This window comes from Cupriavidus pinatubonensis (assembly GCF_019602855.1).
GTDB classification, from domain to species: Bacteria; Pseudomonadota; Gammaproteobacteria; order Burkholderiales; family Burkholderiaceae; genus Cupriavidus; species Cupriavidus pinatubonensis.
Map to the genome: position 1 here is coordinate 2,820,523 of NZ_CP080767.1, position 19,516 is coordinate 2,840,038.

Here is a 19,516-nt window from a genome sequence, read left to right on the forward strand (position 1 = left end):
CCCATGTGTCATTGCCAGGAGAAAGAACGTGCAAGGCAAAACGCGAATCGCAATCATCGGCGCCGGACTCGGAGGGACGGCCGCCGCCGCCCTGATGCAGCGGGCAGGCTTCCAGGTCAGGCTCTATGAACAGGCGCCGGCGTTTTCGCGTCTGGGTGCGGGCATCCACGTGGGGCCGAACGTCATGAAGATCATGCGGCGCATCGGCATCGAGGACGCGCTCAATGACATGGGCTGCCACCCGGACTTCTGGTACAGCCGCGACTGGGACAGCGGTGAGGTGGTCGCGCAGATTCCGCTGGGCGACTACGCACTGAAGCACTACGGCGCGAGCTACCTGACCGTGCACCGCGGCGACTTCCACAAGCTGCTTACCGATGCCGTGGCGCCGGGCACGCTGTTCTTCAACAAGAAGCTCGAAAGCGTGACCGACCACGGCGATGTCGTGCAGCTGCGCTTCACCGACGGCACGGTCGATGAGGCCGATATCGTGATCGGCGCGGACGGCGTGAACTCGCGCATCCGCGAAACGCTGCTCGGCGCGGAACCGCCCAAGTACACGGGCTACGTGGCGCATCGTGCGGTGTTCCCGATCTCGCGCGTCAAGGGCTTTACGCATGACCGCTGCACCAAGTGGTGGTCGGATGACCGCCACATGATGGTGTACTTCGACACCAGCAAGCTCGACGAGATCTACTACGTGACCGGCGTGCCGGAGCCCGAGTGGGACATGAGCAAGAGCTGGGTGTCCAGCAGCATCGAGGAAATGCGCGCGGCGTTCGACGGCTGGCATACGGGCGTGCAGTCGCTGATCGAAGGCACCGTCGAAGTGACCAAGTGGCCGCTGCTGGAGCGCGATCCGCTGCCGCTGTGGAGCCGCGGCCGCCTGGTGCTGCTCGGCGACGCCTGCCACCCGATGAAGCCGCACATGGCGCAAGGCGCCGCGATGGCGATCGAGGACGCGGCCATGCTGACCCGCTGCTTTACCGAGGCCGGCACGGACGACTTCGCCGCCGCGTTCGCGCTGTACGAAGCCAACCGCTCGGAACGCGCCAGCAAGGTCCAGCTGGTCTCGCACAACAACACGTGGCTGCGCACCAACGAGAATCCCGACTGGTGTTTCGGCTACGATGTGTACAACGTGCCGCTGGTCTCGGCCGGACGCACGCCGCTGTCGGCGGCGGCATGATGTCCGCCTGAAACCGAACTGCCTGCATGGCGGCCTTGCCGCCGTGCGGGTCCGAAGCGCCGCAGCCCCTCGCCATGAAGGGGCGCGACGCAGCGATGCGTGATGTTCAAAACCGCCCCCTGCCCCCGATGAACGCGCCCCGCCCGCTGACGCTCCATGTCAACCACGCCGAGCACACGCTCTGCGTGGCGCCAGACACGCCGCTGCTCTATATCCTGCGCAACGACCTGGCCTGCAATGGCCCGAAGTATGGCTGCGGACTGGGGCAGTGCGGCGCGTGCACGGTACTGGTGGACGGCACCGCCGCGCGATCGTGCGTGCTGCCGGTGAAGGCGGTGGTGGGCCACGCCGTGACCACGCTGGAGGGTCTCGGCACAGCCGCACAAGCCGACCCCGTGCAGCAGGCATTCATTGACGAGCAGGCCGCGCAGTGCGGCTATTGCCTCAACGGCATGATCATGACCGCCAAGGCGCTGCTGGCCGACAACCCCGACCCGAGCGAAGCGGAGATCCTCGAGGCGCTGCGCTTTAACCTGTGCCGCTGCGGCACACACGTGGAAATCGTGCGTGCGGTGCAGCGCGCCGCCGTGCTGCAGCGCGAGCATGCGCAAGGAGCACAACGGTGACCGACGCGCTGGCGCCCCGCATGACTGCCGCCACGCCTGCGATGACGGACAGTCGGCCACCCTTTGCGCAATGCCTGGCCGCACATGTGTTGCGACCGCCCGGACTGCGCTGGGCCGGTGGCCAGCCGCTGGTAGCGCGGCTGCTCGAAGCGAACCGCGACGCTGCAGCCGGCATGCCGGGCGTGCGTGCCGTGGTCATACGCAACAATTTCGCCGCCGCAGTAGCGGATTCGGCAGAACAAGCTGCACAGGGGATCGCTGCATTGCAGGCGCGTTGGGCGGCGCCGCCTGCGGCGGAAAACTCCCCCGTTCGTCGAGAGACGCTGGCGCAGCGGGGCAATGCATCCGCCGCGCTCGAACAATCGCACGCCCGGCAAGCGCAGCACTATCAATGGCCGTTGGCGGGCATGCAGGCGACCACTGCAACGTGCACGGCGATCGCCGACTGGCGAGACGGCGCGCTGCGCGTCTGGCTGCCGAGCACTCGCCCGGGCGGGTTGCGTGCCGAACTGGCCGCGCTGCTTGGCATCACTGAACAACAGATCACGCTGGTGTGCTGGCAAGATGCGGACGACACCGCCGACGCCGGCTTGCTTGCGCATCACGCTGCCGCCGACGCCGCGCTGCTCGCGCATGCCACAGGCGCTTGCGTTCGCCGGACCATCACCGCTGACGACGTTGGCCTGGCCGACGCCATGCTCCACTGGCAGATCGACAGCGCGCGCGGCGGCGCCAACATCGACGCCTACGCCGCAACGCTGGGCGGCACCATTGCCCCGTCCGTGCCGCTCGCGCTGTGGCTGACCCGCACGGCCGCGCCGGTGGCCGATGTAGCCGCCGACACCGAAGCCGCAGATCACGTGCTTCCGCCCTATCGCATTCCCAATATCGACATTGGCGCTGCCGGGCCCTATGCAGCCGGCGCGTCGCTCGCGGACGCCCGCGCGCAAGTGTTCGCCCGGGAATCGCATCTCGATGAGATTGCCGCCAGCGCCAGCACCGATCCGGTAGCGCTGCGACTCGGACACCTCGACGACGCGCGGGGCGCGGCGCTTGTCCGCGAAGTCGCGGATCGCGCGGGATGGGTACCGTCGGCGCCGGGAGCCAGGACATCGCGCGGCGGCAATGTGCGCCGTGGGCGCGGCTTCGCCTATGCGCAAACGGCCGAAAGCGATACTGCGCAAAGCTGGTCTGCCTGGGTTGCGGAAGTCGAGGTCGACGGTAACACTGGCGAACTCGCCGTGACGCGCGTGACCGTGGGACACGACAGTGAAGCAGCCGTGCCCGCACGCTCGACGCCTGTATCGCCGGCGCTGGAAGCCATGGTCGCGCAAACCGCGCGGCAACTGACAGCGCAATCGCCGGACTTCGATGCATGGCCTGCCGAGTTGCCCGAAACATCGGACAGCGCACTGCCGGCCGTGACCGGCATCAACGTGCCGGAGATCCGCGTGGCCGGGACGCTGGCTATGGGCAACACGTTGGCTGCCGGTCCCGCCGCCACGCTGCCTGCTGCGGCGGCAGTCGCCAACGCCATCTACGATGCCACCGGCGTGCGCCTGCGCGAACCGCCTTTCAGCGCAGACCGGATCCGGCGGGCGCTGGACGCGCAACAACCCGAGAAGCGGCGCAGCAAACGTGGCTGGTTCGCCGCAGCGGCTGCCGCGGCGGCTGGCTTGTGCGCTACGGTACTGCCGTGGCGCGCGCCGATCGCGCCCGTGACGCCACAGGAACCGGGCTTCTACTCTGCCGCCACACTGGAACGTGGCCGACTGGTTGCTGCGGCAGGCGATTGCGCGGTTTGCCATACGGCACCAGGCGGCGTCAAAAACGCAGGTGGTCTGGCTCTGGAAACACCGTTCGGCACGGTCTACAGCACCAACATCACGCCCGATGTCGAAACCGGCATCGGCAACTGGTCGTTCGCGGCATTCGAGCGCGCAATGCGCGAAGGCATACACCGCGATGGCCGCCGCCTGTATCCCGCGTTCCCGTACACCGCGTTCGCGAAGATCAGCGATGCCGACATGCAGTCGCTGTATGCCTACCTGATGTCGTCCGAGCCGGTGAAGGCCGACGTGCCGCGCACCGAACTGGCCTTCCCGTTCAATATTCGTCCGCTGCTGGCGGGTTGGAACCTGCTGTTCCATCGCAACGAGCAGTTTCAACCCGATGCTGCGCGGTCGGCGCAATGGAACCGCGGCGCCTACCTGGCCGAAGGCCTCGGCCATTGCAGCGCGTGCCATTCGCCACGCAACCCGCTTGGCGGTGAAAAAGGCGGCCGACACTATCTGACCGGCGGCACGGCCGAAGGCTGGGAAGCGCCTGCGTTGACCGCGCTGTCGCGCGCGCCGGTGCCGTGGACCGAAGATGCACTGTTCACCTATCTGCGCGGCGGCTACGCCGTGCATCATGGCGCCGCTGCGGGGCCGATGGCACCCGTGGTCGAAGAACTCGCACTGCTGCCCGAATCCGATGTGCGGGCCATTGCGCACTACGTTGCATCGTTCAGCGCGCCGCCGCCGGCACCCGCCGAGATTACCGCGCAGGCCATGCAATACGAACAGCACAGCGCAGAGGCAGCCACTACGCTTGGCGGTCCCGCTGCGCGCCTTTACCAGAGCGCCTGCGCGGTGTGCCACCAGTCCGACCAGGGCATGCGGCAGTTTGGCGTGAAGCCTTCGCTGGCACTCAACACGAACCTGCACAGCGACCGGCCCGACAACGTGATCCAGGTGCTGCTGCAAGGCATGCCGGCACCGCCGAACAGCACGCTCGGCGCCATGCCGTCCTACTCGGACAGCCTGGATGACCAGCAAATCGTGGCGCTCACGAAATACCTGCGCGCGCGCTTTGCCCCCGACAAACCCGCGTGGCAGGACGTGGAAGCCACCGTCGCGCGCCTGCGCGCAGCGCCTGCTCACTGAGTTAGCCGAGACCTTCCTGCGCACGTTACGTCGCGCGGGAAAACCCCAAGGAGAAAACCGCAGATCGGCCTTGCCGGCCCTTTTCATGTAGCTTACGCTGAACGATCATGTAGTGCGCACTACATGAGTGCGACAGCAGCGTGCGGCGGTGCATTCGGGCACAAGAACGGAGCCACCGTGAACCGCGCGCGATGATGAATACAAGACCAGAAATCCACCCAGGGTAGACAAACAGGAGCGACGATGACGTATTCGTACCAAGCCCGCAGGGTGCGAGGACTCCCGGCATAGTTCTCGCTTCGCCAGATTCAAGTAGCCCCCACGCTTCGCAGCAAACCGGCGAAACTGCATCCCGCAGTCAATGCACCACGCATCCGTAGCCGCGGTCCGGCCCTGCTTCGACAGACGTGCGCTTCCGAGTTCAGGAATTAGCCTTTACAGACAGGTAGACAACATGTCGTCATCCATTTCATCCATGCCATCCACGCCCATCGCCGAAGCTGCGATAAGCTCTGCCCCACAGCCAAGCACGAGGGCAGCGATGTCTCCAACCATCACCATCGAGCAGGGCATCCGCGCGGCCGGCGTCGGCCGGTTCCAGTACCGGCTGTTCGTGATCTTCGGCCTCGTGTGGCTTGCCGACGCAATGCAGGTGCTGTCGATCGGCTTCACGGCGCCGTCCATCGCCAAGACGTTCGGCATTCCCGTGCCGACGGCACTGCAATCCGGCACGATGTTCTTTGTCGGGATGCTGATCGGCGCATTCGTGTTCGGCCGCCTGGCGGACCGGATCGGCCGCCGCCCCGTGCTGATGATGGCCGTGGTCATCGACGCCATCTGCGGCGTGGCCTCGTCGTTCGCACCTGATTTCCAGTGGCTGCTGGTGCTGCGTTTCCTGACCGGCATCGGCGTCGGCGGCACACTGCCCGTCGATTACACGATGATGGCCGAGTTCCTGCCGTGCGACCGTCGTGGCCGCTGGCTGGTGCTGCTGGAATCGTTCTGGGCGATCGGCACGATCCTGCTTGCCGTGCTGGCACTGATCGCTGTTTCGCGCGGCGATGCGGCCTGGCGCCTGATCTTTCTCGTCACCGGCATCCCGGCACTCGTCGGCGTGGTGTGCCGCTTCTTCGTACCGGAGTCTCCGCTCTACCTGAACAAGTCGGGACGTTCCGCAGAGGCGCGCGCGGTGCTGCAGCGCGTGGCCACCGCCAATCGCGTTTCAGTGGAAATCGGCGCGCTGGAGCCCCAGCAGATGGAGCGCAAGTCGGTGCTGGCGCTGTTCGCGAGCGGCTTCCGTCGCCGCAGCATCAGCCTGCTGGTGGCCTGGGCGCTGATCTCGATCGCCTACTACGGCGTCTTCGTCTACCTGCCGGTGAAGCTGGCGGGCCAGGGCTTCGGCTTCATGCGCGGCCAGGTCTTCCTGATCCTGCTCGCGCTGGTACAACTGCCGGGCTTCGCGCTGGCTGCGCATGGTGTCGAACGCTGGGGCCGCAAGCCGACGCTGATCGGCTTCCTGCTGCTCAGCGCCGCTGGTTGCATGCTGTACAGCCTGGGCCAGTCCCCGGCGCTTGTCGTCGGCTCCACGTTGCTGATGAGCTTTTCGCTGCTCGGCACCTGGGGCGCGCTCTACGCCTTCACGCCAGAGGTGTATCCGACCGACCTGCGCGCGAGCGGCATGGGCACCGCAGGCGCCATGGCACGTTTCGGCGGCCTGTTCGCACCGGCCATCGTCGCGCCGGTCATGGCCACGCAGTTCACGCTTGCGCTGGTGCTGCTGTCCACGTGCCTGGCCGTGGCAGCACTCGCGATCTACATGGTCGATATCGAGTCGAAGGATCGCGCGCTCGATTGACGCACGGCGCGGCGGTCGGCTTCCATTACAATCCCGCTACAACGGCGCGGCGCCCCGGTCCACAAGATCGGGGCCGCCCGCTTCCCCCTCCTGCCGCCGAGCCATCGCCGCCGCCATGAAACAAGATCCGCGTTTCCCCAGCCTGTACATCCTCGACCACCCGCTGATCCAGCACAAGCTCTCGCATATGCGCGACAAGGACACGTCCACGCGCACCTTCCGCGAATTGCTGCGCGAGATCACGCTGCTGATGGGCTACGAGATCACGCGCCACCTGCCGCTCACCACGCGGCATATCGAGACGCCGCTGGTGCCGCTGGAAGCGCCGGTGATCGCAGGCAAGAAGCTCACGATCGTGCCAGTGCTGCGCGCGGGCGTAGGCATGAGCGATGGTCTGGTCGAACTGATCCCGTCGGCACGCATCGGCCATATCGGCGTGTATCGTGACGAGCAGCACCGCCCGGTGGAATACCTGGTGCGCCTGCCCGACGTGGAAGACCGCAGCTTTATCCTGTGCGATCCGATGGTGGCCACCGGTTACTCGGCCGCACATGCCGTGGACGTGCTAAAGCGCCGCGGCGTGAAGGACGAAGCCATCACTTTCGTCGCACTGGTCGCTGCGCCCGAAGGCGTGGAGGTATTCCACAAGGCGCATCCGAACGTGAAGCTGTACGTGGCGTCGCTCGACAGCCACCTGGACGACCACGCGTACATCGTGCCGGGCCTCGGCGACGCGGGCGACCGGCTGTTCGGTACCAAGAACTGATATTGCGGCGGGCCGGAAAGGCCCGCCTGATTTTTTTCCCATGCCGGCGTGGCTTGATCCTACTCAATAGCCCACCCGGTGCGGCTTCCTACACTCGACGTGATACGGCTATCGCCGCAAAACGTCACCATCTCAAAGGGAGACCCGCATGGAAGCCTTCAAGATCCTGTTCACGACCGGTACCGGGCTGATGAGCCTCGGGGTGATCGTCTTCATCATTGGCATGGCGTGGTTCTTCGCGCGGATGTTCAGCCGCAAGATGCGCGAAGACGCGGCAGCAGCGAAGGCCGCCGCGGGAAACCGGCCTGCGTCGCAGGCCGGCTCGCACTGAACGGGCTTACTTCTTCTTGCCGCCGCCCAGCAGGCTGCCCAGCACGCCACGGATCAGTTCGCGGCCGACCTGAGAACCGACGGTGCGTGCGGCGGACTTGGCCATCGACTCGAGGATGGAATCGCCACGGCCGGTCTTGCCCGTGCCCTTGGTCAGCGAGCCGAAGATCTCGCCGGCGGTACCAAGCCAGCCGCCCTCTTCGGCCGGCGCGCCGCCTGTCGGCTTTTGCACGGAAGTGCCGCCGTTGCCACCACCGTTTGCCGCCGACGCCACACCGCCGCGCAGTTTCTCGTAGGCCGATTCCCGGTCGATCGCCTTTTCATACGTACCTGCCACCAGCGACGTCGCGATCAGTTGCTTGCGCTCGTCCTCCGTGATGGGGCCGATGCGGCTGCCCGGCGCCAGCACCCATGCGCGCTCGGTCACGCCCGGCGTGCCCTTGGCGTCGAGCAGCGACACCAACGCCTCGCCCACACCCAGTTCGCCGATCACCGTTTCGAGGTTGAGCTTCGGATTGGCGCGCATGGTCGTGGCCGCGACCTTGACCGCCTTCTGGTCGCGCGGCGTGAACGCGCGCAGCGCATGCTGCACCCGGTTGCCGAGCTGGCCCAGCACGGTGTCCGGAATATCGACGGGGTTCTGCGTGACGAAGTACACGCCGACGCCCTTGGAGCGGATCAGCCTCACCACCTGCTCGATCTTGTCGAGCAGCGCCTTGGGCGCGTCGTTGAACAGCAGATGCGCCTCGTCGAAGAAGAAGACCAGCTTGGGCTTGTCGAGGTCGCCGGCCTCTGGCAGCTTCTCGAACAGCTCCGACAGCAGCCACAGCAGGAACGTGGCATAGAGCTTGGGCGAGTTCATCAGCTTGTCGGCCGCCAGGATGTTGACCACGCCCTGGCCCTTCTCGGTCTGGATGAAGTCTTCCAGGTTGAGCATGGGCTCGCCAAAGAACACGTCCGCGCCCTGCGACTCCAGCGCGACCAGCCCGCGCTGGATGGCACCGATGGAAGCCGCCGAGATATTGCCGTACTCGGTCGTGAATTGGGCCGCGTTGTCGCCCACATACTGAAGCATCGCGCGCAGGTCCTTGGCGTCGAGCAGCAGCAGGCCGTTCGCGTCGGCAATGCGGAACACCAGGTTCAGCACGCCCTGCTGCGTGTCGTTGAGTTCCAGCATGCGCGACAGCAGCAGTGGGCCCATGTGCGAGATCGTCGCCCGGACCGGGTGCCCCTTCTGGCCGAATACGTCCCACAACGTGGTAGGGCAACCGCCCCAGGCCGGTTCGGGCAGATTCAGCTCTGCGAGCCGCGCCTTGAGTTTGTCGCTGGGCTGTCCCGGCTGAGAAATGCCGGTCAGATCACCTTTGACGTCAGCCATGAAGACTGGCACGCCGAGCCGGGAGAACCCCTGCGCGAGCGTCTGCAGCGTCACGGTCTTGCCGGTGCCGGTGGCGCCGGTGATCAGGCCATGCCGGTTGCCCATTTGTGGCAGCAAGGCCAGTTCAAGCTCGGCATTTTTGGCGATCAGGATAGGTTCGGCCATGGTGTCTCGGAACGGGAAGCGTGGCAGGCGGCCACAGGCGCGGCGCGAACAGGGCCGCGTGATAAAATCATGGGCTGATTATAGCCAGCAGCCGGGCCTATCCGTCACCCGGCGCGCCCGTTCGTTGCCGTGTACACCGGCGCGCGCAAGCTGCAGCCTTCCCGCATAACTTCACGTTTTCCGCTTCGGAGAGAATCATGGCCGGTCACTCGAAATGGGCCAATATCAAGCACAAGAAAGCCGCCGCTGACGCCAAGCGCGGCAAGATCTGGACCCGCCTGATCAAGGAAATCACCGTTGCCGCCAAGCTTGGCGGCGGTGACCCCGACTCCAACCCGCGCCTGCGCCTGTCCATGGACAAGGCAATGGACGCCAATATGCCCAAGGACAACATCCAGCGCGCGATCCAGCGCGGGGTGGGTGGCCTGGAAGGCGTGAACTACGAGGAAATCCGCTACGAGGGCTACGGCCTCAGCGGCGCCGCGATCATCGTCGACTGCCTGACCGACAACCGCACCCGCACCGTCGCCGAAGTACGCCATGCATTCTCGAAGCATGGCGGCAACATGGGCACCGAAGGCTCGGTGGCGTTCATGTTCACGCATTGCGGCCAGTTCCTGTTCGCGCCGGGAACGCCCGAAGACAAGCTGATGGATGCCGCGCTCGAAGCCGGCGCCGACGACGTTGTCACTAATGAAGACGGCTCGATCGAAGTCACTTGCCCGCCGAACGACTTTTCCGCGGTCAAGGCGGCACTGGAAGCGGCCGGCTTCAAGGCCGAAGTGGCCGACGTGGTGATGAAGCCGCAGAACGAAGTCGATTTCACGGGTGACGACGCAGTGAAGATGCAGAAGCTGCTGGACGCCCTCGAAAACCTCGATGACGTGCAGGAAGTCTTCACCAACGCGGTCATTGAAGAATAACTAGACTGAATTAGCCCCGGGCGGCAGCACACTCACGCTGCCGCCCTTTTGCATGCGTTTCTTTTCTGGCAGTGGATCATGAAAGTATTGGTTGTCGGCTCGGGTGGACGTGAACACGCGCTGGCCTGGAAATTGGCCCAATCCCCCAAGCTACAGGTGGTGTACGTGGCACCGGGCAACGGCGGGACCGCGCTCGACAAGCGCCTGCAGAATGTTCCGCTGACGGATCCGGAAGTGCTGGCCGCGTTTGCCGAGCGCGAAGGCGTGGCCTTTACCGTGGTCGGCCCCGAAGCGCCGCTGGCTGCGGGCATCGTGGACGTGTTCCGCGGCAAGGGCCTGCGCATCTTTGGCCCGACCAAAGCTGCCGCGCAGCTCGAGTCGTCGAAGGATTTCGCCAAGGCCTTCATGCATCGTCACGGCATTCCGACGGCGGCCTACCAGACCTTCTCCGATGCCGCCCAGGCGCACGCCTATATCGACGCGCAGGGCGCGCCGATCGTGATCAAGGCTGACGGCCTGGCCGCCGGCAAGGGTGTGGTCGTCGCCATGAGCCTGGAAGAAGCGCACTCGGCGGTCGACATGATGCTGGCCGACAACAAGCTCGGCGACGCTGGCGCGCGCGTGGTGGTCGAGGAATTCCTCGAAGGCGAGGAAGCGAGCTTCATCGTGCTGGTCGACGGCAAGAACGTGCTGGCGCTGGCCACCAGCCAGGACCACAAGCGCCTGCTGGACGCCGACGCCGGCCCCAACACCGGCGGCATGGGCGCCTACTCGCCCGCGCCGGTGGTCACGCCGGCCCTGCATGCGCGCGCGCTGCGCGAGATCATCATGCCGACCGTGCGCGGCATGGAGAAGGACGGCATTCCGTACACGGGCTTCCTGTACGCAGGCCTGATGATCGACAAGGACGGCAACCTGAAGACGCTGGAATTCAACTGCCGCATGGGCGATCCGGAAACCCAGCCGATCATGGCTCGCCTGAAGACCGACCTGGTCGACGTGATGGACGCCGCCGTGTCGGGCAAGCTTGACGAAGTCGAGCTGGACTGGGACCGCCGCACCGCGCTGGGCGTCGTGATGGCCGCTTACGGCTATCCGGATGCGCCGCGCAAGGGCGATGCTATTACCGGCATCCCAGCCGAAACCGACGACAGCGTGACCTTCCACGCCGGCACCACGCTCAAGGACGGCACGCTGCTGACCACGGGCGGACGCGTGCTGTGCGTGGTCGGCCTGGCCGATACCGTCAAGGCTGCGCAACGCGCCGCCTACGCCGCCGTGGAGCAGATCCGCTTCGATGGCATGCAATACCGTACCGACATCGGCTACCGCGCCATCAAGCGCTGACCGCCGATATGGCGCCGCCATGGGGCCGGGCGGCTCCGGGCGGCCGGTCACGTTCCGACGGCACGCGCGGGCCAGAGGCTCGCCAGCCGTTACAATCGTGACACCCTCATGACGGCCGGGCTGGCCAACTGCCAGCCCGGCCGCCCTTGCATCCGGGGCTCGCGCCCCTACACGCCATGATCGATTCCCAGGCAGTCCGTGCCTATCTGCTCGGTCTGCAAGACCGCATCACCGACGCCGTCGCTGCCATCGACGGACAGCCGTTCCTGACCGACGCCTGGGAAAAGCCGCCCACCGAGCGCCTGCGCGGCAGCGGCCGCACCCGCATCCTGGAAGGCGGCGCCGTAATGGAGCGTGCCGGCGTGGGCTTTTCGCACGTCATGGGCGACACCCTGCCCCCGTCGGCCAGCGCCAGCCGGCCCGAACTGGCGGGCCGCAGCTTCGAAGCCATGGGCGTGTCGCTGGTCTTCCATCCGCGCAACCCGTACGTGCCCACGGTGCATATGAACGTGCGCTGCTTCATCGCGGTCAAGCCCGATGCCGATCCCGTCTGGTGGTTCGGCGGCGGCATGGACCTGACGCCGTACTATGGCAATGCCGGCGACTGCACGCATTTCCACCGCACCTGCAAGCAGTCGCTCGCACCGTTCGGCGATGACTTGTACCCGCGCTTCAAGCAGTGGTGCGACGAGTACTTCTTCCTCAAGCACCGCGGCGAGGCGCGCGGTATCGGCGGCATTTTCTTCGACGACTTTTCGGCGCTGGGTTTCGACCGTAGCTTCGAGATGATGCGCAGCGTGGGCGATGCCTTCCTGGACGCCTACCTTCCCATCTTGCAGGGCCGCAAGGACACGCCGTTCGGGGCGCGCGAACGCGACTTCCAGGCGTACCGCCGCGGCCGCTATGTGGAATTCAACCTCGTATTCGACCGCGGCACGCTGTTCGGACTGCAGTCCGGCGGCCGCGCCGAATCGATCCTGATGTCGATGCCGCCGCAGGTGTCATGGCGCTATGACTGGAAGCCGGAGCCCGGCAGCGCGGAAAGCGCGCTGTACACCGACTTCCTGCCTGCGCGCGACTGGGCCTGACGGCAACCGTATGGCACATACCGACCAAGACGCCGTGCCGGCCGTAGCCGACAAAGACGCCCGCCCCTACCGCCTGGGTATCCTCGGCGGCACTTTCGACCCTCCTCATATTGGCCACCTGGCACTCGCCACGTTGTGCATCGACCATCTCGGCCTTGATGAACTCGTGTGGATCCCGACCGGCCAGTCCTGGCAGAAAAGCGCCGACGTCACGCCCGCCGCGGACCGGTTCGCCATGACCGAGCTCGCGGCCGCCGCACTGACCGGCACGGCCGCGAAGATCCGCGTGAGCCGCATGGAAGTGGATCGCGAGGGGCCCAGCTACACCATCGACACGGTACGGCAACTGCGCGACGAATACGGCCCCGAAGCCTCGCTGTGCTGGCTGATGGGCGCCGACCAGCTGCTGCGCCTGCATACCTGGCACGGCTGGCAGGAATTGTTCGCCCACGTGCACCTGTGCACGGCCACGCGCCCGCGTTTCGACCTGTCGGAGCTCGAAGGCCCGGTGCTGGAAGCGCTGGCAACGCGCCAGGGGGACACGCAACTGATACAATGCACGCCCTCCGGCCGGATGTGGATCGACCAGACCCTAGCCGTCGACCTGTCCTCCACGCACCTGCGCCAGCGCCTTGCCGCCGGCCAGCCTGCGGATGACCAACTGCCAGCCGGCGTGGCACACTACATTGCGAGCCACGGGCTCTACCGCCCCGCCTCAGGCCAGTCCTGACCTGGCCGCTCCCCAACGATTTCAGCTGAACAAGAACGCACCATGGATATTCGCAAACTGCAACGCGCCATCGTCGACGGCCTCGAGGATGTCAAAGCGCAGGACATCAAGGTGTACGACACCACCCACCTGACCGAGCTGTTCGATCGGGTGGTGATTGCCAGCGGGACATCCAACCGTCAGACCAAGGCGCTGGCAGCGTCGGTGCGTGACACGGTGAAGGAAGCCGGCGGCCATATCGTTGCGGTGGAAGGCCTGGAAACCGGCGAATGGGTGCTCGTGGACTGTGGCGACGCCGTCGTGCACATCCTGCAGCCGCAACTGCGCCTGTACTACAACCTCGAAGAGATCTGGGGCGACAAGCCGGTGCGCATGAAGCTGGCCGCCGCCAAGGGCCTCCCCAGGGCCAGCGAGCCGATGGACGACGACGAGGACGAAGCGCCGGCCCCGCGCGCACGCCGCGCGAGCAACCTGCGCCCGGCTCTGGCCCGCCTGCCCGAAGGCATGAAGGAACCCTCGCCGCCGATGGGCCACGAGGACACCGATCCGGACGCCATCGCCACCATCCGCAAGCCGGCCCGCAAGACCACGGCGACCAAGACCACCGCCACCAAGACGGCTACGAAGACTGCCGCTACGCGTGCCTCCGCCCCCCGCAAGACGGCTGCAGGCACTACCACGGCACGCAAGACCACCACGCGTACCGCGGCGGCCAAGAACACCGCTGCCAAGCCGGCCGCCCGCAAGCGCACCACGCGCTCGGCCTGAGCCTGATCCGATAGCTCGCGCGGCCATGGCCGCGCTGCAACGCACCCATGCAACTGGTCATCGTGGCAGTCGGCCACAAGATGCCTGGCTGGATCGAAACCGGCTTCAACGAGTATGCCAAGCGCATGCCACCGGAACTGCGCATCGAACTGCGCGAGGTCAAGCCCGAAACCCGCTCGTCGTCCAACAACGCCGCCACCGTGATGCAGCGCGAAGCCGCACGCATTGACGCGGTGCTCGGCTCGCTGTCGCGACAGTGCCGCATCGTCGCGCTCGACGAGCGCGGCCGCGACTTCACCACGGTGCAGCTCGCGGGGCAGCTCACCGACTGGCAGCGCGAAGGCGGCGACGTGGCATTCCTGATTGGCGGGGCGGATGGCCTCGATCCGGCACTGAAAGCCAGGGCCCAGACGCTGCTGCGCCTGTCCAGCCTGACGCTGCCGCACGGCATGGTGCGCGTGCTGTTGGCCGAGCAGCTCTACCGCGCCTGGTCCGTCACCCAAAACCATCCCTACCATCGGGCCTGATCCGGTCAGGCCCGGCGCCGGCAGTACAATGCGGGCCTTGAGCAGCCGCCCTGGCTTCCTCGCGCCCCAAATCTTACTCGCCCGCCGTGATGCACGATTACCTTTACCTCGCCTCCCAGAGCCCGCGTCGCCGCGAACTGCTGACGCAGCTCGGCGTGCGCTACGAACTGCTGCTCGCCGACGATGAAGAAGATGCGGAGGCATTGGAAGTCGTGCAGCCCGGCGAAACGCCCGACGACTACGTCCAGCGCGTCTGCGCACTAAAGGCCGAGGCCGCGCTGCGCCGCCGCGAAAGGCGCGCGCTGCCCGACGCGCCAATTCTCACGTCCGACACCACGGTCTGCCTCGGCGGCGAGATCCTGGGCAAGCCAGGCGACGGTGCTGATGCCTCAGCTATGCTGAAGGCGCTGTCGGGCTCCACGCACCGCGTGCTGACCGCCGTGACCGTGGTCTCGACGCTCGGCATGCATCACGCGCTGTCGATCTCACGCGTCACATTCCGAGCGATGACCGCGGCCGAGATCGAGCGGTACGTCGACAGCGGCGAACCGCTCGGCAAGGCAGGCGCGTACGGCATCCAGGGCCGCGCTGCCGAGTTCGTCGAGCGGATTGAAGGCAGCTATTCAGGTATCATGGGACTGCCCCTGTTTGAGACGGCTGCGTTACTCAGACAGGCCCGCCTGCGGTTCTGAACGGCACGTCCCGAGGCCGGCCAGCCGGGGCACACAATACATCGCCGGTACACCGGCAACGCGTTTCATCTGCCATGACTGAAGACATCCTCGTCAACATCACGCCCCAAGAGACGCGCGTTGCCATCGTGCAGCAGGCCGCTGTCCAGGAATTGCATGTCGAACGCACGCTGACGCGCGGGCTAGTCGGGAACATCTACCTGGGCAAAGTCGTGCGCGTGCTGCCCGGCATGCAGTCCGCGTTCATCGACATTGGCCTCGAACGGGCCGCGTTCCTGCACGTCGCCGACATCTGGCATCCGCGCGATCCCGACAAGAACGGCACCCAGCTCGCCATCGAAAAGACCCTGTTCGAAGGCCAGGCGCTGATGGTGCAGGTCATCAAGGATCCGATCGGCACCAAGGGCGCGCGCCTGTCCACGCAGGTCAGCATCGCCGGGCGCACGCTCGTCTATCTGCCGCAGGATCCGCATATCGGCATTTCGCAGCGCATTGAAGGCGAGGTCGACCGCGAGGCGCTGCGCAGCCGCGTGCAGGGCCTGGTGCCGGCGGACGAGCGCGGTGGCTTCATCGTGCGCACGATCGCCGAGGAAGCGAGCGACGAAGAACTCGGCAACGACATCGCCTACCTGCGCAAGATCTGGGCGACGATCCGCCAGAACGCGACCACGCAGCCCGCGCCTAGTCTGCTCTATCAGGACCTGGACCTGGCCCAGCGCGTGCTGCGCGACTTCATCAACGACGCCACCGGCGTGATTCAGATCGACTCGCGCGAGAACTACCAGCGGCTCGTGGAATTCGCGCAGGAATACACGCCGGCCGTGCTGGCGCGGCTGTCGCACTACACCGGCGAGCGGCCGATCTTCGACCTGTTCAATATCGACGCCGAGATCGAGAAAGCGCTGTCGCGGCGAGTCGATCTGAAGTCGGGCGGGTACCTGATGATCGACCAGACCGAGGCGATGACGACGATCGACGTCAACACCGGCGGCTACGTCGGTGCGCGCAACTTCGACGACACGATCTTCAAGACCAACCTCGAAGCCGCGCACACCATCGCACGCCAGCTGCGGCTGCGCAACCTCGGCGGCATCATCATCATCGACTTCATCGACATGGAGAATGTCGAGCACCGCGAAGCGGTGCTGTCGGAACTCAAGCGCGCGCTGTCGCGCGACCGCACGCGCATCACGGTCAATAACTTCTCGCAGCTCGGCCTGGTCGAGATGACACGCAAGCGCACGCGCGAGTCCCTCGCGCACGTGCTGTGCGAGCAATGTCCGGTGTGCCAGGGCAAGGGCCAGGTCAAGACGCCGCGCACGGTGTGCTACGACATCCTGCGCGAGATCATGCGCGAATCGCGCCAGTTCAATCCGCGCGAGTTCCGCATTCTGGCGTCGCAGGAAGTCATCGACCTGTTCCTCGAAGAGGAAAGCCAGCACCTTGCGATGCTAGGGGACTTCATCGGCAAGCCGATTTCGCTGCAGGTGGAATCTACGTTCCATCAGGAGCAGTACGACATCATCCTGATGTAGCCCTCTGCCCCTCCGCGCGCTCCTTCAGTCCGCTACGACCACCGGCACACGCGGCGCTACCGCGCACATCAGCTCATACCCGATCGTCCCCGCCGCCGCGGCAACATCGTCGATCGGAACATGCCGCCCCCAGAGTTCGACCGGCGAGCCAACGTTGGCTTCAGGACACTCGCTGAGATCGACGGCCAGCATGTCCATCGATACGCGCCCGACCGTGCGCGTGAGCCGGTCGCCCACACGAACGGGCGCAAAGTGATCCGCATGCGACGAACTTGTACGCGGATAACCGTCGGCATAGCCGCACGCGACAATGCCGATGCGCTGGCGGCGCGTCGCCACGTAGTGCGATCCATAGCCGACCGATTGGCCGGGCAGCAGGTCCTGCACGCCGAGTATGCGACTCGTGAGCGTCTGAGCGGCCTGCAGTCCGGTGCCGCTCAGGTCTGCCGCGCAGCCCGATGGCGCGGCGCCGTATAGCATGATCCCGGCGCGCACCCAATCGGCGTGGCAATCCGCGTGCCGCATGGTGGTCGCCGAATTGGCAATGGATATCTGACCGGGCAGACCACGTGTAACGGCACGGAATATCGCCGCCTGTTCGGCGACCCCCTTCTGCGTATCAGCGTCCGAGAAGTGGCTCATGTGGGTCACCGACTTCACTGCCGCGACATCGCGCAGGCGGCGCCAGGCCGCGCCGTAACTCTCGGGACTAAAGCCAAGTCGATTCATGCCTGAATTCAGCTTCAGGCAGATATCGATCGACCGTGGCGGCAGCCGGCCATCGCGCGACGCGATCTCTAGCATCCGCAGCTGCTCCTCGCCATGCACCGCCGTGGTCAGGCGCAAAGAAGCGAGTAACGCGATGTCGCTTTCGTCGAAGAAGCCCTCGAGCAGCAGGATCGGTCCGGTCCAGCCGAGTTCGCGCAATTGCACCGCCTCATGCAGATCCAGTAAGGCGAAACCGTCCGCGGACGCGAGGGCCGGGTAGACTCGGGCGATGCCGTGCCCATAGGCATTGGCCTTGACGACGGCCCAGACTTTCGAGGCGGGAGCGAGACGCCGCGCAACGGCCAGATTGTTTGCGAGCGCAGCGCGGTGAATAGTGACGGAGATGGGGCGTGGCATGTCTTTGTCGGGATAGCCGGAAAAGCGCCGCGAAGCGCGCAGTAGCCAGATCACCGGACAATTGACTGACAATTCATCCGGATCCGGCAACAGTGACTATCGTATCGGCCACCTTAAAGGCTTTGTTACTGAAATTCCGCCAGTTTTCAGTAACCTCTGCCAAGCCTTACGATGTCTGGCGATGCGCCAAGGCCACGAACTCCGCATGACCCGAGGGTTAGTATTTCCACCTATGCGCGCAACGGCTCCGCCGCCCCACACGTTTTTGGCGATCCGCTATAACTCAGTAAACGCCATCCGATCCGCAAGCCCCCCGGTCCGGCAGTTCGCATGCCGCAGGCGTTCCGTAGTGAGGTACCCGCATGAAAGCCGCGAACCTGGCCCCCTGTTTGATGGCCATGCTCCTGTGCACTGCCTGCGAGCAGTTGCCGATCGCCCGTAAGGCCCCCCCGCCACCGCCGCCAGCATCAACTGCAGCAAAGCCCGCCGAACAGCCCCGCCCCACACCGATCGCCGCGCACGATATCAGCCTCGCCGGCACATGCCGGCGGACCGAGGATGATGGCTTCCGCGAAGACGCCGTGATGCGTGTGGTCTCGAATGACGTGAAGAGCCTGAAGTGGAAGCTGTGGGTATCGAAGCGCGGTACGTGCCAGTTCGACCTGGCGGACTTCAAGCAAGTCCAGAAGACGCCGCACATCGTGCTGGAAGCGACCGACGGCACGCAATGCAAACTGCTGATCTGGCAGGACCCGCGACGCGTGACGCTAGCGCACGCCAATTGCCAGCAGCGCTGCACGCCGGGCATCTATGAGCAGGCGTGGCCGGTCCTGTTCAATCCGAGGAACGGAGACTGCGCCGAGATCCGCTGATTGCGCACCTCGGCGGGAAAGGACGCACTTACTTGCTCTTGGGCACGCGGCCCATCAGGAAGAACTCGTCGTTCGGGCGCATGCCGATGGTATTGGCCATCCGGTTCGACAAGCCGAAGAAAGCCGTGATGGCGGCGATGTCCCACGCATCTTCGTCGGTGAAGCCGTGCTCGCGCAGCGCCTCGAAATCCGCCTCGTTGACCTCGTGCGAGGCCTTGCAGACCTTGAGTGCGAAATCGAGCATGGCGCGCTGGCGCGGCGGGATATCGGCTTTCAGGTAGTTCACCGCGACCTGGTCGGCGACCAGCGGCTTCTTTTCGTAGATGCGCAGGATCGCGCCATGCGCGACCACGCAATACAGGCACTGATTGGCCGCCGATGTGGCGACCACGATCATCTCGCGTTCACCCTTGGTCAGGCCACCATCCTTGAGCATCAGCGCGTCGTGATACGCAAAGAACGCACGGAACTCGTCAGGACGATGAGCCAGCGTCAGGAAGACGTTGGGCACGAAGCCGGCCTTGTCCTGGACTTCCAGGATGCGCTGCCGGATGTCGTCGGGCAGCGCCGCCAGTTCGGGAACAGGGTAACGGCTGATGGGATGGGCCGGGCGGGTCATGGCTGTCTCACTCACGTCGTTGTTGTCGCCCCATTGTAACGAAGGCGCAACGCG

The 19,516-nt window shown here is 65.7% G+C and carries 18 protein-coding genes; 15 read left to right on the forward strand and 3 right to left on the reverse strand.

Going from position 1 to position 19,516, the window contains the following annotated elements; all coding sequences use genetic code 11:
* Positions 1–28 precede the first annotated feature (28 nt).
* The 6 genes from K2O51_RS25785 (at position 29) to K2O51_RS25810 (ending at position 7,694) form a co-directional block, all read left to right on the forward strand.
* Entirely contained in the window at positions 29–1,189 is a 1,161-nt protein-coding gene (locus K2O51_RS25785) for an FAD-dependent oxidoreductase (protein ID WP_011298664.1), read from the forward strand.
* Positions 1,190–1,317: 128 nt separating this feature from the next.
* Positions 1,318–1,815, forward strand: a complete 498-nt coding sequence (locus tag K2O51_RS25790; RefSeq protein WP_041680023.1) for a (2Fe-2S)-binding protein — start codon at positions 1,318–1,320, stop codon at positions 1,813–1,815.
* Positions 1,816–1,835: 20 nt separating this feature from the next.
* On the forward strand, positions 1,836–4,742 hold the full coding sequence (locus K2O51_RS25795) for a c-type cytochrome (RefSeq protein ID WP_220631683.1): 2,907 nt from the start codon (positions 1,836–1,838) through the stop codon (positions 4,740–4,742).
* A gap of 541 nt (positions 4,743–5,283) precedes the next feature.
* Positions 5,284–6,597: an MFS transporter gene (locus K2O51_RS25800; protein WP_220630943.1), complete on the forward strand. Its 1,314-nt coding sequence runs from the start codon at positions 5,284–5,286 to the stop codon at positions 6,595–6,597.
* A gap of 115 nt (positions 6,598–6,712) precedes the next feature.
* Positions 6,713–7,363: a uracil phosphoribosyltransferase gene (gene upp / locus K2O51_RS25805; protein WP_011298668.1), complete on the forward strand. Its 651-nt coding sequence runs from the start codon at positions 6,713–6,715 to the stop codon at positions 7,361–7,363.
* Between the two features lie 148 nt (positions 7,364–7,511).
* The gene (locus K2O51_RS25810; RefSeq protein ID WP_011298669.1) at positions 7,512–7,694 is read left to right on the forward strand and encodes a DUF3149 domain-containing protein; all 183 of its coding nucleotides are present in this window, start codon (positions 7,512–7,514) and stop codon (positions 7,692–7,694) included.
* A 6-nt stretch (positions 7,695–7,700) separates the two neighbouring features.
* On the opposite strand, the gene K2O51_RS25815 is transcribed toward K2O51_RS25810, so the two are convergent.
* Entirely contained in the window at positions 7,701–9,236 is a 1,536-nt protein-coding gene (locus K2O51_RS25815; RefSeq protein ID WP_140949066.1) for a helicase HerA-like C-terminal domain-containing protein, read from the reverse strand.
* A 197-nt stretch (positions 9,237–9,433) separates the two neighbouring features.
* On the opposite strand from K2O51_RS25815, the gene K2O51_RS25820 reads away from it, so the two are divergent.
* The 8 genes from K2O51_RS25820 (at position 9,434) to rng (ending at position 16,846) form a co-directional block, all read left to right on the forward strand.
* On the forward strand, positions 9,434–10,159 hold the full coding sequence (locus K2O51_RS25820; protein ID WP_011298671.1) for a YebC/PmpR family DNA-binding transcriptional regulator: 726 nt from the start codon (positions 9,434–9,436) through the stop codon (positions 10,157–10,159).
* A gap of 78 nt (positions 10,160–10,237) precedes the next feature.
* Positions 10,238–11,506: a phosphoribosylamine--glycine ligase gene (gene purD / locus K2O51_RS25825; protein WP_140949065.1), complete on the forward strand. Its 1,269-nt coding sequence runs from the start codon at positions 10,238–10,240 to the stop codon at positions 11,504–11,506.
* Positions 11,507–11,682: 176 nt separating this feature from the next.
* A complete protein-coding gene (gene hemF, locus K2O51_RS25830) occupies positions 11,683–12,594 on the forward strand; it encodes an oxygen-dependent coproporphyrinogen oxidase (RefSeq protein WP_011298673.1) in 912 nt (303 codons plus the stop codon).
* A 10-nt stretch (positions 12,595–12,604) separates the two neighbouring features.
* Positions 12,605–13,324 (forward strand): nicotinate-nucleotide adenylyltransferase, encoded by a 720-nt coding sequence (locus K2O51_RS25835; RefSeq protein WP_011298674.1) that lies wholly within the window; start codon positions 12,605–12,607, stop codon positions 13,322–13,324.
* A gap of 42 nt (positions 13,325–13,366) precedes the next feature.
* Positions 13,367–14,092, forward strand: a complete 726-nt coding sequence (gene rsfS / locus K2O51_RS25840; RefSeq protein WP_220630944.1) for a ribosome silencing factor — start codon at positions 13,367–13,369, stop codon at positions 14,090–14,092.
* 47 nt (positions 14,093–14,139) lie between these two features.
* Positions 14,140–14,619, forward strand: coding sequence for a 23S rRNA (pseudouridine(1915)-N(3))-methyltransferase RlmH (rlmH, locus tag K2O51_RS25845; protein ID WP_011298676.1), 480 nt, complete (start codon positions 14,140–14,142; stop codon positions 14,617–14,619).
* Positions 14,620–14,708: 89 nt separating this feature from the next.
* Complete coding sequence (locus K2O51_RS25850) at positions 14,709–15,311, forward strand: Maf family protein (RefSeq protein WP_011298677.1); 603 nt, start codon at positions 14,709–14,711, stop codon at positions 15,309–15,311.
* A 74-nt stretch (positions 15,312–15,385) separates the two neighbouring features.
* The gene (gene rng / locus K2O51_RS25855; protein ID WP_011298678.1) at positions 15,386–16,846 is read left to right on the forward strand and encodes a ribonuclease G; all 1,461 of its coding nucleotides are present in this window, start codon (positions 15,386–15,388) and stop codon (positions 16,844–16,846) included.
* A gap of 24 nt (positions 16,847–16,870) precedes the next feature.
* On the opposite strand, the gene alr is transcribed toward rng, so the two are convergent.
* Positions 16,871–17,971, reverse strand: coding sequence for an alanine racemase (alr, locus tag K2O51_RS25860; RefSeq protein WP_011298679.1), 1,101 nt, complete (start codon positions 17,969–17,971; stop codon positions 16,871–16,873).
* Between the two features lie 362 nt (positions 17,972–18,333).
* Here alr and K2O51_RS25865 point away from each other — a divergent pair, with 362 nt between their 5' ends.
* On the forward strand, positions 18,334–18,843 hold the full coding sequence (locus K2O51_RS25865) for a hypothetical protein (protein WP_140949062.1): 510 nt from the start codon (positions 18,334–18,336) through the stop codon (positions 18,841–18,843).
* Between the two features lie 28 nt (positions 18,844–18,871).
* Here K2O51_RS25865 and K2O51_RS25870 read toward each other — a convergent pair whose 3' ends face one another.
* Positions 18,872–19,462 (reverse strand): peroxidase-related enzyme, encoded by a 591-nt coding sequence (locus tag K2O51_RS25870; RefSeq protein WP_011298681.1) that lies wholly within the window; start codon positions 19,460–19,462, stop codon positions 18,872–18,874.
* Positions 19,463–19,516: the final 54 nt, after the last annotated feature.

Bases quoted from the DNA above. Each gene is read 5' to 3' on its own strand.
- K2O51_RS25835 (WP_011298674.1), top strand. From the start codon at position 12,605: ATGGCACATACCGACCAAGACGCCGTGCCGGCCGTAGCCGACAAAGAC.
- K2O51_RS25820 (WP_011298671.1), top strand. From the start codon at position 9,434: ATGGCCGGTCACTCGAAATGGGCCAATATCAAGCACAAGAAAGCCGCC.
- rlmH (WP_011298676.1), top strand. From the start codon at position 14,140: ATGCAACTGGTCATCGTGGCAGTCGGCCACAAGATGCCTGGCTGGATC.
- K2O51_RS25850 (WP_011298677.1), top strand. From the start codon at position 14,709: ATGCACGATTACCTTTACCTCGCCTCCCAGAGCCCGCGTCGCCGCGAA.
- purD (WP_140949065.1), top strand. From the start codon at position 10,238: ATGAAAGTATTGGTTGTCGGCTCGGGTGGACGTGAACACGCGCTGGCC.
- K2O51_RS25800 (WP_220630943.1), top strand. From the start codon at position 5,284: ATGTCTCCAACCATCACCATCGAGCAGGGCATCCGCGCGGCCGGCGTC.
- rng (WP_011298678.1), top strand. From the start codon at position 15,386: ATGACTGAAGACATCCTCGTCAACATCACGCCCCAAGAGACGCGCGTT.
- K2O51_RS25790 (WP_041680023.1), top strand. From the start codon at position 1,318: ATGAACGCGCCCCGCCCGCTGACGCTCCATGTCAACCACGCCGAGCAC.
- alr (WP_011298679.1), bottom strand. From the start codon at position 17,971: ATGCCACGCCCCATCTCCGTCACTATTCACCGCGCTGCGCTCGCAAAC.
- rsfS (WP_220630944.1), top strand. From the start codon at position 13,367: ATGGATATTCGCAAACTGCAACGCGCCATCGTCGACGGCCTCGAGGAT.
- K2O51_RS25870 (WP_011298681.1), bottom strand. From the start codon at position 19,462: ATGACCCGCCCGGCCCATCCCATCAGCCGTTACCCTGTTCCCGAACTG.
- K2O51_RS25795 (WP_220631683.1), top strand. From the start codon at position 1,836: ATGACTGCCGCCACGCCTGCGATGACGGACAGTCGGCCACCCTTTGCG.
- hemF (WP_011298673.1), top strand. From the start codon at position 11,683: ATGATCGATTCCCAGGCAGTCCGTGCCTATCTGCTCGGTCTGCAAGAC.
- K2O51_RS25815 (WP_140949066.1), bottom strand. From the start codon at position 9,236: ATGGCCGAACCTATCCTGATCGCCAAAAATGCCGAGCTTGAACTGGCC.
- K2O51_RS25810 (WP_011298669.1), top strand. From the start codon at position 7,512: ATGGAAGCCTTCAAGATCCTGTTCACGACCGGTACCGGGCTGATGAGC.
- upp (WP_011298668.1), top strand. From the start codon at position 6,713: ATGAAACAAGATCCGCGTTTCCCCAGCCTGTACATCCTCGACCACCCG.
- K2O51_RS25865 (WP_140949062.1), top strand. From the start codon at position 18,334: ATGAAAGCCGCGAACCTGGCCCCCTGTTTGATGGCCATGCTCCTGTGC.